This window comes from Priestia sp. TRN 1309 (genome assembly GCF_050846875.1).
Classification (GTDB): Bacteria; Bacillota; Bacilli; order Bacillales; family Bacillaceae_H; genus Priestia; species Priestia zanthoxyli.
In genome coordinates this window covers 242,029-255,948 of record NZ_JBOZGM010000004.1, presented here as the reverse complement: position 1 = coordinate 255,948, position 13,920 = coordinate 242,029, and the positions used below count along the sequence as shown (strand labels likewise).

Here is a 13,920-nt window from a genome sequence, read left to right as displayed (position 1 = left end):
ATCTAAAAATAGAACCTAAAAAATATAGTAACAAATAGATAGTGTCGAAGTCTGTCGTATTTTGAATTCAGATATTTTCATTTAAAAAGAATTGACTCTTAAACGTTTTGCTGGAAGCTGCGCTCTGTCTTAATTATGATTGTTCCACCGGTTGTAAATAACTGACGGAGTAACAGAGCTTACCCTGTTTTTTGGATATAGACATAATCAGATTACATTTAGGCATGTTAACATAGGATTGGACTTATTTAAGTTAGTCAACTTTAAACCAAAACATATCTTTTTTTCATTTATTGGTTTCTGTTTAACTATTTATGGCTATCAGGCACTGACAAATAAAGATAAATGATAGGTGAGGGCCGTTTCTAACCGCTATAGACCTTGTAAAAAGCGCAACAAAAAAGCGTCTGTTAAGACGCTTTATATATAATACATATACTGCTCTTCTTTATTGGCATTTGTTGTTTCATGGATTATTTCTTCCGGGATATTGGACGTCCGGTTAGTAAAAAGCATAAACAACGCAATAATTGATGCCACAAAACCTAAAGTAACAATCACAATAAATCCCTCCCTTTAGAATATATATTCTACTTTCATCTTCATTTTCCTATATTTATTTTATACCCTTATTTTATTTTCTCAACACATAGAATAAAAAGAGTGTATGCATCGCCTGAATATCCATCCAAAGTAAATACAATCAAGGGAGCTTAAAACAGACATTTCACTTAAAAAAGTAGGAAACCATAAAAATTTCTTCGTATTCGGGGCATGAATCATTAAAATTATTAATCATTAAGATAACTTATTTATATTGTACGAATGAAAGAAATTTATATATATTAAAAATACGAAATATTCATTAAATTATACAAGGGTTTGTTTCAAGTTAAAAAGAAAAAAGCTGTTGCTTTAAAGGCAACAAGTAAGCAATATAAGATTAAGGAGTTACACGGAATATAAAAGTTATAGAAATGAATACAAGTAGAATTCTTTTTGCTCAAATATTCACATAGTTTTCATTCGTAAAAAAGACTGAAAATTTTGATAATAAATTTCACTTTTATTAAGGGGGACTTTTTATGACAACAACGGTTTTAAATGTATCAACTTATTCTTTTTATCTTAACGGTGAGTGGAAAGAAAGCAAATCAGGGCAGACGATCGATATTGTTTCTCCATACCGTCATGATGTGATTGGAAAAGTGCAGGCTATCACAAAAGAAGAAGTCGATGAAGCGGTACATGCCGCACAGAAAGCTCAGCAAGGGTGGGCAGAAACTTCTCTGCAAGACCGTGCCAAATATTTATATAAGTGGGCAGATGAGCTGGTAAAAATGCAGAGTGAAATTGCCGAAATTATTATGAGAGAAGTTGGAAAAAGCTTAAAAGATGCAAGGAATGAAGTCGTACGCACGGCAGATTTCATTCGCTATACAGTTGAAGAAGCTCTTCATATGAACGGAGAAAGCATGAAAGGAGATAGCTTTCCTGGAGGTTCTAAGTCAAAGGTTGCGATTGTTGAACGCGTGCCTTTAGGCGTGGTACTTGCGATTCCTCCTTTTAACTATCCAGTAAATTTGTCTGCTGCTAAGCTTGCGCCTGCTCTTATTTCAGGAAATGCAGTTATCTTCAAACCCGCAACGCAAGGAGCGATCAGCGGTATTAAGATGATTGAAGCTCTTGATCAAGCAGGGATTCCACAAGGACTTGTAAACGTCGTAACGGGCCGGGGATCTGTAATTGGTGATTACTTGGTTGAACATAAAGGCATTAACATGATTTCGTTTACCGGAGGAACAAATACGGGTACTCAGTTAGCTAAAAAGGCAGGCATGATTCCTCTTGTACTAGAACTTGGAGGAAAAGACCCGGGTATTGTATGTGAAGATGCAGATTTACAGGAGGCAGCAAAACATATTATAAGCGGAGCATTTTCTTATTCGGGTCAGCGCTGTACAGCTATTAAACGTGTACTTGTACATGAAAAAGTGGCAAACGAGCTGGTCGACATCCTAAAAGAAGAAGTACATAAACTATCAGTTGGTTCTCCTGAAGATGGATGTACAATCGTTCCATTAATTGATAGTAAGGCAGCGGACTTTATTCAAATTTTAATTGCAGACGCGCTCGGAAAAGGTGCAGAAGTTGTGACTGGGAACAAGCGTGAAGGCAACCTTATCTATCCTACTCTTTTAGATAACGTGAATGATACTATGCGCGTAGCATGGGAAGAACCATTTGGTCCTGTGTTACCAATTATCCGCGTCGCTTCTGACCAAGAAGCCATTGACATCGCAAACGAATCAGAATTTGGCTTACAAGCAAGCGTTTTTACAAAAGATATTAATAAAGCCTTCTCAATTGCAAATAAAATGGAAGTCGGTTCCGTTCAAATCAACGGCCGCACAGAACGCGGCCCTGATCATTTTCCTTTTATCGGCGTAAAAGGATCCGGTATGGGCGCTCAAGGTATTCGTAAAAGCATTGAATCCATGACTCGTGAAAAAGTAACGGTATTAAACCTTCAATGATTGAATTCCATGAGCTATCCAATCGCCCCAGTAGAATGTAGAGAATCTCATGGAAAAAAGCCTGTGCTCCAAAAAGCACAGGCGTTTAAACGTCTTATTTACCTATCACTCGATTCCGTCTTTATAGTTCTTATGCCAGTTTTTATCACCTTTGTGCTCGATATCTTCAACGGTTTTTTCGAGCTCTGACATAATGAGTGTTTTTACTTCATAGATGGTATCAAAAAAAGCTTTCTCTTCATCCGGATTCGGCTTTATTTTGGCTGCTGCCGAAATATCAACATATCTGCGATGTTCAGTTGTTAATTTATCAAGCGCATCAAAAATATGAGAGGTAAGAACAGCAACCTCTTTATGATTATCAGGCAGCTTTTCTTTTAATGTTTCAATTCTTTTATCCATGTTAAAGTCCCCCTATAACGTGTTGTATTTATGTAACTTTCCCACTAATAAAAACGAATAACCTTAAAAAGTAAAAAAATATGGGAATTAGCACGTGAAACAAAAGTATACTACAGGATATCATGTTAAAGTGAAAAAACGGTGAAATGAGTGGCTATATTTTTGCATAGAGGGTATGTAATAAAGGTCGGTTTTTTTGAAGAGATAGTTGCCTTAAGACACATTGAAGCACACAATCAACATAAAAGTTCATCTATTTTTAATAGATGATGACCTTTTATGACTACTTTTTACGATTTTATGACTTTTTTTGAATGAATTTGATTGTTTTTGATGATTTTTCGAATAATCTGATATATAATGAAAGCGTAAACAGTAAAACGTGTCGGTTGGTTAAGAAAAACATCCACAAAAACTGGATTCGTTATTACATAAAATCAGACCTCTGTTTTTTTATAAAAATAAATAGAACTTGAGAAAAGGAGAATGAGAATGGACATATTGGATGCGAAAGTAGTGAATACAAAGTACGGTTTAGAAACATATCTGGATGTATCAGAAAGCGTAGAAATAAAAGAAATTCATATGCCAAGTTCAGAGAATCAATCTCATAAAATTAAATTTGGAATTAAGTATTTTCTTTTAAGAGAAGGAAAGTATTACGATAGCCAAAAAGGTTATTTTTGGCTTTGTATGAATCACGATTTTAGCAGCCTTATGCTGAGTGAAACGGAAACAGAGAGTTTGTTTGCAGTTAAAAGTGAAGAAGAAAGAGAAGCAACAAAAACGCTATTAGCAGAATGGTTTATCCAAACGAATGCGTATAAAGAAGTCATCAACGAATGTATCCATCAGATTAAAACGGAGAATATTCGTACAGAAGAAGACATTGAAGACCGAGTGGACGCCATACAATTTTTAGAAAAATTAAAGGTATTAACTGCAAAAGAGATTGAAAACGCTTCTATAGAAAATCTATATGCCCTGCAGCAAATTGGCTAGGCGATAGTTCACGCAAGTTGAGATGCAGATTGATGTACAACAATAAGGAGGAATAGTGAGATGAAATTTTTTATTGATACAGCAAACCTTGAGGATATTAAGAAAGCATATAAAGTTGGTGTTCTAGCAGGTGTAACAACCAATCCATCTTTAGTAGCAAAAGAAGGCGTAAGATTTGAAGACCGCATCGAAGAAATTCTTCAAATGGTACCGGAGGTTGAATCCGTTTCCGCTGAGGTAACGCCTGACGCACTTTCTGCTGAAGACATGATCGCTCAAGCTGAAGAACTGATTAAAATTAACGATGGAGATAAAAACATTACGATTAAGCTGCCTATGACATTAGCTGGCTTGGAAGCGACGCGCTACCTTGCAAAAAAAGGCGTAAAAACAAATGTAACCCTAATCTTTACAGTAAACCAAGCGCTTTTAGCAGCTCGTGCTGGAGCGACGTATGTTTCTCCATTTTTAGGACGTCTTGATGATATTTCAGAAGACGGAGTACAGCTGGTATCTAAAATTGCTGAGTTATTCCGCGTTCAAAACATCGACTCTCAAATTATCGCCGCATCTGTAAGACACCCGGATCATGTAACGCGCGTAGCACTTGCAGGGGCTCATATTGCCACAATTCCATACGCTGTTATTGAGCAATTAGCAAAACACCCGTTAACTGACCAAGGAATGGAAAGATTTGCAGCAGATTGGGAAAAAGCAGTTAAAGCTTAACCAAAAGTCATATCAATAAAAAAAGCTTGGGATAAGCATAGCTTATTCCAAGCTTTTTATCGTTTAACTAGCTAGTTTCTTTTTACGTAAACGCTCTAAGCGTCGCTGCACGCTATTTCTTGAACGCCCGAGCAGCTGTCCAATTTCTCGCTGATTGCGCTTTTCCTGATAAAACATACGCCACAATCTAGCATCTTCTTCTGCTGTCCACTTTTTATGCTCGTATTTAGGGCGCTTTACATAGTCTAGCCTTCTTTGTTCATTCACCCACGCTGGTTCTGGAATAAGTGTATTTTTAGGTATTTTAAAAAAGTTAAGGCACGATTTATTTTGTTCAGCCCACTTCCAAAAAGATTGAATGTCAATTCCCATGAATGTTCTTGTCTTGGCGATGATCATTTTATACGGTAGATTCTCTTTATGAATCCACTTGTAAATTGTATGAACATCTACTTCGAGGCAGGCTGCTAGCTCACACGCTGTGATATGTCCTACGTGCGATTTAGCTCCATACACCTCTAAACGACTTAACCTCGATTCTAGTGCCTGCACACTTCGCTGCAATTTCGCTGATATGCGCGAAAGGGGTTTTATTCCGTAATACCTTAGCAAATATTCGTCTTCTTGTACGGTCCATCTTCGCATCGCAGTTTTTCGAGTTACACCCAAAACTTTTATGCGCGTAGCAATAGAAGAAGGACTTCTGTCTAAGGAGTCTGCCATTTCACGGTTGTTCATGATATCAATGTTCTGCTGTAAAAAAGCATCTTGTTTCGGCGTCCACTTTTTACGTAAAGCTGTATCTGAAGCTCGAAGATTTAATCGAGTAAGCCGTTTATTAACCGATTCCTTGCTTCTATGTAAATGCTCACCCATCTTTTGAAGCGTCATAACGCCATAGTGTTGGATAAGAAATTTATCTTCTTCTTTTGTCCATCGCTTTTGATTTTTACTCACTGTTGTCTCACTCCAATTCAAACGAAAAGCTCAAGATGAAAAAGTTGCTAGCAATCTATTTTACGAATGAGCAGTACCCATTCAGACTGATACTCACTGCGTTCTAGCCTGTATATATTTTATCATATTTCTACAGAAAAACCAAACGCGTGTTCTGTTTTTAATTTAGTAAGCATTAAAGGAAGGAGAAGATTAGCTCCTTCCTTTAATAAAAGTCAATTGTGGTAAAATTGACTAGAATCGCAAGAATTTTTACATAACTGACAGCTCAGCATCATTGCGTTGAGAAAGGGGAATGAGTATGAATTTTAATTTAAAAGAAGCGACCGAAATACTTGAGCGTACGCCTAAGACGCTTGAAAAACTTTTGTCGGGTCTATCTGCAGGGTGGCTGCAATGTAATGAAGGAGAAGGAACTTGGAGTACCTCGGAAGTAATAGAACATTTAATAGAAGCAGAAAAAAACAATTGGATACCAAGGCTAAAATTCATCCTTCAAGAAGGAAAAGGAGGAGCTTTCCCTCCATTTGATCGCTATGCTCATTTACACAAGGAATCTACTAGTTCTATTGAAGAAAAGCTTCTTGAATTCAACATGATAAGAATGCAGAATTTACAACAACTAAAGCTGTTAATTAAGCCTGAAAAGCATCTTGAAGTGAGAGGAGAACACCCGGAGTTTGGGGAAGTAAAAGTCAGAGAGTTGCTCTCGACTTGGGTTGCTCACGATTTAACGCATATTGCCCAAATTGTTCGAGTAATGGCAGAACGATACAGAGAAGATGTAGGACCTTGGGAAGAATACTTAGGAATACTAAAGAAATAGCAATGACAAACAGTAGCCAGCCTTTATCATTCAAGCTTGAATTAGGAAATGTACACGATTACAATAAAATGAGAATAATGAAGATTCAGGAAGGATTGCAGAGGGAACTATAAGAACATATCCCATGTGTATAACATGTAGGGTCCGTTAAGCAATTTACGAATAAAAAGAGGATTGGACTGATTAAAAATGAAAGTGAATTTTGAGAAATTTGGCGAACTAAACAATCAAGCTGTACATGCTTATACCTTATTAAATGATGAAGGGCTTAAAATTACCTGCCTTGACTATGGATGTGTGATATCAAATATTGAAATGCCAGATTCTGAAGGGAAGATTGAAAGTGTTGTCTTGGGATTTGATTCAATAGAAGAATACCAAAAGTATTCTCCTTATTTCGGAGCTGTGGTCGGACGCGTAGCAGGACGTATAGGGGGAGCGGAGTTTCAGCTTAATGATGAAACCTATCGTCTAGAGAAAAATGAAGGAAATAACCATTTGCATGGCGGTTCAGAAGGGTTTAGCCACAAAATATGGCATGCAAAAACAATCGAGGCAAGTGATCACGTAGGTGTTGAATTTACATATGTAAGTAAAGACGGAGAAGAAGGGTACCCTGGCAATCTTGAAGTGAAAGTTACGTATACGTTGACTAATAAAAATGAGTTTCATATCTCTTACGAAGGAACAACAGATCAAGACACTCTTATTAATTTAACAAACCATACGTATTTCAATTTAAGCGGAAATCTAAAGGAAACGGTCTTAGATCATGTTTTAAAGCTGAAAAGTAACGAATTCTTAGAGCTGAATGATGATCTTTTACCTACTGGAGAAACGATAAGTGTCACAGATACCCCATTTGATTTTAGAGAAGGACATAGCCTCAAGGAAGGAGTGGAATCTACACATCCGCAAAATGTATTAGTTGGTAAAGGATACGATCATCCATTTCTTTTAGAAGCAGAAACTGAAAACCAGATGTCATTATTTGATCCAGCAAGCGGTCGCAAAATAGAAGTCAAAACGGATCAGCCTTCAGTTGTTCTCTATACGGGAAATCATCTAGACGAAGAATTTGAAATTAGAGGGGTTCACTCAGAGAAATACCTCGGTGTTTGCTTGGAAACACAAGGTTTACCAGACGCTATTCATCATAAGCATTTTCCTTCTTGTGTATTAAAGCCCGGTGAGAAATATGAAGCATCTACTAAATATTTATTTACTAATAACACTATCTAAATAAAAAAGTGCTCTCATTGAGAAGAGCACTTTTTTATTGACGTTAAGAAGTTATAAAAATGATGAATATCCAAAGCCGATGCCAAGGTCTTCGATAAACGAATGGTAAAAATAAAAAGACTTAGGGACAAAGGGCTTTTCAAGCTAATGGAGAATCCTTATATAGATTAATTAAATTGTTCCAGCTTACATATTTCAGGCTTAAACAGGATAACAAGGAGGTTTCATTTTGAAAAAAACAGTAATGCTAGCTGGTCACGCCAAGCTTCCGCAAGGGATGGCAGCCAGTGATATCCATCAGACTTTAACAGTTACATTAGAAACAGATTTAAAGTATTGGGTCATTTTAAATGCGTCCTGTACGCTTGCCACTGAGCATGCACAAAAGTTTTTGGACCAATTACTAAAAGGACACAGTTTGTTAGATGGTCTAGAAGCTATTATAAAAGAAATTGAAGAACATTATTATGGCAAGGCTCAATCTGCATTAGTTGCTGCAGTAAAAGATGCTTACAAACAGTACAATCAAATTAATTTAAATGAAAAATTAGAATTTTCAAAAATTAAATTGACAAATAAGCATTAACTTTGTAAACTAGAACTATCAAATTACTCCTAGAAAGGTTACCCTTTCGTGGTCAGTAATTTATTATTCTACTAGCATCTTAAATTAACTGTTAAGTCTATCGGACTTCATACCAGAAGCCATCAGTAGACCGTAGCCAGTAATATTATTTCTCTATGCATATGTATGCGCAGAGATGATATTACTGGCTATTTTTATTGCTTTGATTAAAAAGGAGGAGAAAACATGAATGTGACTCAAGAGGGAACAAAGTCTTTCATAGGAAAATACGATACATTTGAGGTAAAAGAACACTGCCATCACCAGCGCCTGTATTCAATTGAAATGAATAACGAAGTAATAGGTGCATTTTTAGAAGAGAATCAAGATGTAAATACACAGCAGTTAGAGTATGTACCCTATATGAGATTAGTACTAGCTGAGCGCTTGCAAAACGTAGCGGGCAAAACGTTTGTTGAGAAGGTACGCGCTATTTTACATGATCGAACATCAGGAGGTTTTACAATTGGTATGCAGAATCAAACTACGAGTGATCAAGATTACGTCAAATTTTCTACAGCGCTTACTCATTTAGTAGGAGGAGTTAATTTTGATGCCATGTCTAACACCTACTACGCAAGATTTACTGTAAAAGATACGGATAGCAGTGATTCATATTTAAGGCAGGCTTATCGTTTATTTACATTGCATACAGATGGTACATTTGTCGATGAGCCAACGGACTGGTTATTAATGATGAAATTTGCCGAAGAAAATGCAGTGGGTGGAGAATCAAGATTACTTCACTTAGACGATTGGGAAGACCTAGGGAAATTTGCAAACCACCCATTAGCCACTTGTCGTATAGAATACAGAGCGCCTTCAAGTAAAAATGTCAGCCAAAATGTTTATAACCAAACATTCTATGAACAGAATGGGGAACCTTGTATTTGTTTCATTGACCAATTTGCTTATCCGGCTACGTTAGAACAAGCAGCGTATTTAAAAGATCTTTCTGATTCAATGGAAAACAGCTCGGCTACCATTGCCTTGCCCCTTCCAGTAGGGGATGTAGTGATGATTAACAATCGTTTTTGGCTCCATGGAAGAGCACCATTTGAAAAAAATTCAAATCTACATCGTGAGCTGTTAAGACAAAGAGGCTACTTTGCAAAAGTCTAAAATAGATTCGTATATGAGGAGGGAAAGGATGAAAGACATTGTTATTATTGGAGGGGGCATCGTGGGGTTATCAACGGCTTTCTCGCTAAGTAAACGTTTCCCTCACGCTCGCCTTGCAGTGCTGGAAAAGGAAAGTAGTTGGGCTAAACATCAAACTGGAAATAACAGCGGCGTTATCCATTCAGGAATTTATTATAAACCCGGGAGCCTAAAGGCGAAATTTGCAAGAGAAGGTAGCCGTCAAATCATTCAGTTTTGTCAAGAGCATGGAGTGAGTTATGATCAATGTGGAAAAGTAATTGTGGCGACTAAACAATCGGAGTTGCCACTACTAGAGAATTTGTTTCAACGCGGCTTAGCAAATGGACTTGACATTTCAACTATAGGCAGAGAACAACTACAGGAAGAAGAACCGTATGTTAAAGGAATAAAAGCAATAAAAGTACCACAAGCCGGGATTATTAATTATAAACAGGTTTGTGAAAAGATGGTAGATTATTTAAGAACACGCGGAGCAGAGCTGAATTTAGAAACGGAAGTCAAAAAAGTTCTGGAGCATGATGATAACGTCGAGATTATAACAGAAAATAAAACATTTACTGCAAACTATGTAGTGAATTGTACAGGACTGCATAGTGATCGAGTAACAAAAAGAGCTGGGGTCGAAATAGATTTGCAGATTATTCCGTTCCGAGGAGAATATTACGAACTAAAACCTGAAAAACACCATCTTGTCAAAAATCTTATATATCCCGTTCCTAATCCTGATTTCCCATTTCTAGGTGTCCATTTTACAAGAATGATTGGAGGCGGAGTAGAAGCTGGCCCGAACGCTGTGCTAAGCTTCAAAAGAGAAGGGTACAAAAAGACGGATATTAATATGAAGGACTTTTCCGAAGTTATGAAATATAAAGGGTTTTGGAAACTTGCCTCTAAGTATTGGCAAGAAGGCGCCAAGGAAATGTGGCGCTCTTATAGTAAAAAAGCTTTTGTCAAAAGTCTGCAAGATCTTATTCCGTCTATTCAAGGAGAAGATCTTGTGCCTGCTTCTTCAGGTGTAAGAGCGCAGGCACTTAAGTCCGATGGAACGTTAGTGGATGATTTTTATATTGTCTCAAGTAAACGCAGTATTCATGTATGCAATGCGCCATCTCCAGCAGCTACAGCGTGCCTTCCAATTGGAAAAGCCATTGCTAATAAAGTACCAGAAATTGAAATCAATCCACAAATTTTTATTCCTTCATAGTATTTGTCTCAATAACGTAGAGCTCAGGTTTTAACAATGGGCTTTGCGTTATTTATGTTTAGTAGAGACACCTCTAAACTGTATTACATAATGAGGAAAGCGTATTTTAAAAAATAATAAGTTCACTTCGAACCAAAGGTGTTAGGCAAGTTTGTAGAAGAAGAGGAGCTCTTTACTGCAGGAATTTGAAAACTTTTGGAGAAATAAGGAGAAATACTAATAAGTTTGTCGAAACTTTGTTGCTAATAAAAAGGGTGGGATTTGCATGAGCACCGAGTTATCAAAATTAGAACAAGTCACGCAAGAACTGAAAAAGTTAAAAACACTAAACCGTGAATTAGAAGCAATTATTGAGAGCTCGTACGACGTTATCTATATCACTGATAAAAATGGAGTTACCTTAAAGACAAACTCTGCAATTGAAAGGATTACAGGTATTCCAAAAGAATATTATGTAGGTAAAAACGTAGATGCTCTTATGAAGAGAGGCATTTTAAAAAGTTCGGTTACACATAAAGTGTTGAAACAAAAGCGTTCTGTTTCTACCATTCAATACAATTATTCAGGAAAAGAAACTCTTATTACTGGTAATCCAGTCATGAATGATGAGGGGGAAATAGAAAAAGTAGTCACAAATATTAGAGACCTGTCTGAATTAAATGAGCTCCAAACAGCTTTAAAAAAAGCAAATGAGCTAAATAATAGTTATAAACAAGAGATTGAAAAATTAAAGAGTTCAACAAAGAAAGAAGAAGATGTTATTATTACAAATCATCAAATGAAGCTCATTTATGAAATGGCTGAGCGTATTGCAGATGTAGATGCCACAGTATTGATTCTAGGTGAGACAGGTGTAGGAAAAGATGTATTGGCTAAATTTATTTATAGCAAAAGTACGAGAGCGAAGCAAGGGAATTTTATTAAGCTTAACTGCGGAGCTATTCCGTCTAACCTGTTAGAATCAGAATTATTTGGGTATGAAAGCGGAGCGTTTACAGGAGCGAATGCTAAAGGGAAACCAGGGATGTTTGAGCTGGCAGATAACGGCATACTTTTTCTCGATGAAGTAGGAGAATTATCATTTGAATTGCAGGTTAAGCTCTTAAGAACACTGCAAGAAAAAGAAATACGCCGAGTCGGGGCAACTAAAACGAAAAAAGTGAACGTACGTATTATAGCGGCGACGAACAGAAACTTAAAAGAAATGGTGCTCAACGGTGAGTTTCGTGAAGATTTGTATTATCGATTAAATGTCATCCCTATATCTATTCCCTCTTTAAAAGAAAGAAGAGATGACATCTGGCCTCTCATTCAGTTATTTTTAACTCAGATAAATCACAGATATAAAAAAGATAAAAGAATTGATGTCAAACTAAACGATTTTTTTTATCGCTACAATTGGCCCGGAAACGTTAGGGAACTCTCTAACCTTATTGAAAGACTCGTGCTTACTACTCAAGAACAAGAAATAAAAATACAAGATCTTCCGTTAGAATATAGAGAATCCAAAAATTCGAGCTTAGCGTTTGCTGAATTAATGACGTTAAAAGAAGCAGTAGAGCTAGCTGAGGAAAAAGTTCTGTCGCTTGCGGTCCAAGCATGTAAAACAACATATGAAATAGCCGACGCATTAAACACTAGTCAGCCTACTATCGTAAGGAAGCTTAAAAAATATCATTTAAAAATAAAAGAGTAAAAACAAAAAATAAAGGTAATAAGGGCAGTAGCGTATATAATCCACTCAAAAATGAAAGCGCGTTCATTTCGAGGTAATAGAATAGCATATAAATGACAAAATGTACTAAATTCGAAGAATTCAAAGATACTTATTAGTTCTTTGGATTCTTTTTTAATACAAAAAATCAGCTGATTCAAAAATAAATCAATTGATACATAGTTGAATTGAAAAAACAGCTATTTACCTCCTCAACACGTAGTTCTGATTCAAATTTGAATGTTCCTATTTTTTTATTTGTTAAAAAGTCTTATTAACTAGAGCTTGTGGTAGTTGGCATACTTCTTGCAGATAATATAAGTGAAACTTTTTTAGAGAGGAAGATGATCAATGACCGTAGCATTAACAGAAGAAATGCAGCAAATGAAAAGCATGATTCGAAACTTTGTGGAAAAAGAGGTGGAACCATTTGCACAGCAAATTGAAGAAGAAGACGCAATCCCGGAACACTTAGTAGAGAAAGCTAAAGATTTAGGGCTGTTTGGGATTAGTATACCAGAACAATATGGTGGAATTGGATTAAACACAGTAGAAAAAGCCACTGTATTAGAACAATTAGGAAGAACACATAACGGGTTTGTTTCATTAATCAGTGCTCATACAGGGATTGGAAGCACGGGTCTTGTAAAATTGGCATCAGAGTATTTAAAAAATAAGTATTTACCTGACATGGCAGCTGGCAATAAAATTGGAGCTTTTGCCTTATCAGAACCCGGTGCTGGATCTGATGCAACTAATTTAGCAACAAGAGCGGAGAAAAAAGGTAACTATTGGGTCATGAATGGCACAAAACATTTTATTACAAATGGTCCAATTGCCGATGTGTTTACAGTATTTGCATTAACCGATAGAGAAAAAGGAGCAAAAGGTGGAATTACAGCTTTTTTAGTAGAAAAAGATTTTCCTGGGTTAATTATTGGCAAGAAAGATAAAAAGATGGGTCTAAGAGGCTCTTACACATCTCAAATTATTTTTGAAGAATGTATTATTCCAGAGGAAAATGTAATTGGCGAAGTAGGAATGGGATATATGTCTGCTCTTAAAATATTAGGAGAAGGGCGTGTAGGCTTAGCAGCTAGAGCAGTTGGATCATGTGATAAATTAATTGAATTATCGGCGAGTTACGCAAAAGAACGTATTCAGTTTGGTAAGCCTATTGCTGATAATCAAGCAATTCAATGGATGCTAGCCGATATGGCAACAGAAACAGAAGCAGCAAGAACATTGACTATGATGGCAGCACAAAAAATTGATGAAGGAAAAAAAGTGGTTAAGGAAGCTTCAATGGCGAAATTATTTGCATCTGATGTGTTTAATAGAGTAGCAGATAAAGCTGTTCAAATTCATGGTGGAATGGGATATGTGTCAGACTATCCGGTCGAGCGCTTTTATAGAGATGCCCGCATTACAAAAATTTATGAAGGGACAAATGAAGTTCAACGTTTAATTATTGCTAGAAATGTTTTACAAGAGTGTTAAAAAAGAATACATCTACAT

13 protein-coding genes are annotated in these 13,920 nt (G+C 36.5%); 10 read left to right on the top strand and 3 right to left on the bottom strand.

Going from position 1 to position 13,920, the window contains the following annotated elements; all coding sequences use genetic code 11:
- Positions 1-420: 420 nt before the first annotated feature.
- Positions 421-561, bottom strand: coding sequence for a hypothetical protein (locus ACRPLQ_RS17500; RefSeq protein WP_165573386.1), 141 nt, complete (start codon positions 559-561; stop codon positions 421-423).
- Between the two features lie 524 nt (positions 562-1,085).
- On the opposite strand from ACRPLQ_RS17500, the gene ACRPLQ_RS17495 reads away from it, so the two are divergent.
- Complete coding sequence (locus ACRPLQ_RS17495; protein WP_165635838.1) at positions 1,086-2,537, top strand: NADP-dependent glyceraldehyde-3-phosphate dehydrogenase; 1,452 nt, start codon at positions 1,086-1,088, stop codon at positions 2,535-2,537.
- A gap of 105 nt (positions 2,538-2,642) precedes the next feature.
- Here the strand turns inward: ACRPLQ_RS17495 and ACRPLQ_RS17490 are convergent, their stop codons facing one another.
- Positions 2,643-2,939, bottom strand: a complete 297-nt coding sequence (locus ACRPLQ_RS17490; protein ID WP_028413740.1) for a hypothetical protein — start codon at positions 2,937-2,939, stop codon at positions 2,643-2,645.
- Between the two features lie 492 nt (positions 2,940-3,431).
- On the opposite strand from ACRPLQ_RS17490, the gene ACRPLQ_RS17485 reads away from it, so the two are divergent.
- Both ACRPLQ_RS17485 and fsa read left to right on the top strand, forming a co-directional pair.
- A complete protein-coding gene (locus ACRPLQ_RS17485) occupies positions 3,432-3,941 on the top strand; it encodes a hypothetical protein (RefSeq protein ID WP_025749002.1) in 510 nt (169 codons plus the stop codon).
- Between the two features lie 60 nt (positions 3,942-4,001).
- Positions 4,002-4,670: a fructose-6-phosphate aldolase gene (fsa, locus tag ACRPLQ_RS17480; RefSeq protein WP_165635839.1), complete on the top strand. Its 669-nt coding sequence runs from the start codon at positions 4,002-4,004 to the stop codon at positions 4,668-4,670.
- A 63-nt stretch (positions 4,671-4,733) separates the two neighbouring features.
- On the opposite strand, the gene ACRPLQ_RS17475 is transcribed toward fsa, so the two are convergent.
- Positions 4,734-5,627, bottom strand: coding sequence for a sigma-70 family RNA polymerase sigma factor (locus tag ACRPLQ_RS17475; RefSeq protein WP_165635840.1), 894 nt, complete (start codon positions 5,625-5,627; stop codon positions 4,734-4,736).
- 301 nt (positions 5,628-5,928) lie between these two features.
- On the opposite strand from ACRPLQ_RS17475, the gene ACRPLQ_RS17470 reads away from it, so the two are divergent.
- The 7 genes from ACRPLQ_RS17470 (at position 5,929) to ACRPLQ_RS17440 (ending at position 13,902) form a co-directional block, all read left to right on the top strand.
- Positions 5,929-6,453 (top strand): DinB family protein, encoded by a 525-nt coding sequence (locus ACRPLQ_RS17470; RefSeq protein ID WP_028413738.1) that lies wholly within the window; start codon positions 5,929-5,931, stop codon positions 6,451-6,453.
- Positions 6,454-6,642: 189 nt separating this feature from the next.
- Positions 6,643-7,695, top strand: a complete 1,053-nt coding sequence (locus tag ACRPLQ_RS17465) for an aldose epimerase family protein (protein ID WP_034264641.1) — start codon at positions 6,643-6,645, stop codon at positions 7,693-7,695.
- A gap of 244 nt (positions 7,696-7,939) precedes the next feature.
- Positions 7,940-8,281 carry a DUF3870 domain-containing protein gene (locus ACRPLQ_RS17460; RefSeq protein ID WP_098112817.1) on the top strand — a complete coding sequence of 114 codons (342 nt, stop codon included), beginning with the start codon at positions 7,940-7,942 and terminating at the stop codon, positions 8,279-8,281.
- Between the two features lie 225 nt (positions 8,282-8,506).
- Positions 8,507-9,442 carry a glutarate dioxygenase GlaH gene (glaH, locus tag ACRPLQ_RS17455; protein ID WP_325076992.1) on the top strand — a complete coding sequence of 312 codons (936 nt, stop codon included), beginning with the start codon at positions 8,507-8,509 and terminating at the stop codon, positions 9,440-9,442.
- Positions 9,443-9,470: 28 nt separating this feature from the next.
- The gene (lhgO, locus tag ACRPLQ_RS17450) at positions 9,471-10,688 is read left to right on the top strand and encodes an L-2-hydroxyglutarate oxidase (RefSeq protein ID WP_034264638.1); all 1,218 of its coding nucleotides are present in this window, start codon (positions 9,471-9,473) and stop codon (positions 10,686-10,688) included.
- A gap of 265 nt (positions 10,689-10,953) precedes the next feature.
- Positions 10,954-12,384, top strand: coding sequence for a sigma-54 interaction domain-containing protein (locus ACRPLQ_RS17445; protein ID WP_432236191.1), 1,431 nt, complete (start codon positions 10,954-10,956; stop codon positions 12,382-12,384).
- Between the two features lie 369 nt (positions 12,385-12,753).
- Positions 12,754-13,902 (top strand): acyl-CoA dehydrogenase family protein, encoded by a 1,149-nt coding sequence (locus ACRPLQ_RS17440; RefSeq protein WP_028413733.1) that lies wholly within the window; start codon positions 12,754-12,756, stop codon positions 13,900-13,902.
- Positions 13,903-13,920 lie beyond the last annotated feature (18 nt).

Excerpts from the sequence above, each read along its gene's own strand:
- ACRPLQ_RS17485 (WP_025749002.1), top strand. The coding sequence starts at position 3,432 with ATGGACATATTGGATGCGAAAGTAGTGAATACAAAGTACGGTTTAGAA.
- lhgO (WP_034264638.1), top strand. The coding sequence starts at position 9,471 with ATGAAAGACATTGTTATTATTGGAGGGGGCATCGTGGGGTTATCAACG.
- ACRPLQ_RS17495 (WP_165635838.1), top strand. The coding sequence starts at position 1,086 with ATGACAACAACGGTTTTAAATGTATCAACTTATTCTTTTTATCTTAAC.
- ACRPLQ_RS17465 (WP_034264641.1), top strand. The coding sequence starts at position 6,643 with ATGAAAGTGAATTTTGAGAAATTTGGCGAACTAAACAATCAAGCTGTA.
- ACRPLQ_RS17440 (WP_028413733.1), top strand. The coding sequence starts at position 12,754 with ATGACCGTAGCATTAACAGAAGAAATGCAGCAAATGAAAAGCATGATT.
- ACRPLQ_RS17490 (WP_028413740.1), bottom strand. The coding sequence starts at position 2,939 with ATGGATAAAAGAATTGAAACATTAAAAGAAAAGCTGCCTGATAATCAT.
- ACRPLQ_RS17470 (WP_028413738.1), top strand. The coding sequence starts at position 5,929 with ATGAATTTTAATTTAAAAGAAGCGACCGAAATACTTGAGCGTACGCCT.
- ACRPLQ_RS17445 (WP_432236191.1), top strand. The coding sequence starts at position 10,954 with ATGAGCACCGAGTTATCAAAATTAGAACAAGTCACGCAAGAACTGAAA.
- fsa (WP_165635839.1), top strand. The coding sequence starts at position 4,002 with ATGAAATTTTTTATTGATACAGCAAACCTTGAGGATATTAAGAAAGCA.
- glaH (WP_325076992.1), top strand. The coding sequence starts at position 8,507 with ATGAATGTGACTCAAGAGGGAACAAAGTCTTTCATAGGAAAATACGAT.
- ACRPLQ_RS17460 (WP_098112817.1), top strand. The coding sequence starts at position 7,940 with ATGCTAGCTGGTCACGCCAAGCTTCCGCAAGGGATGGCAGCCAGTGAT.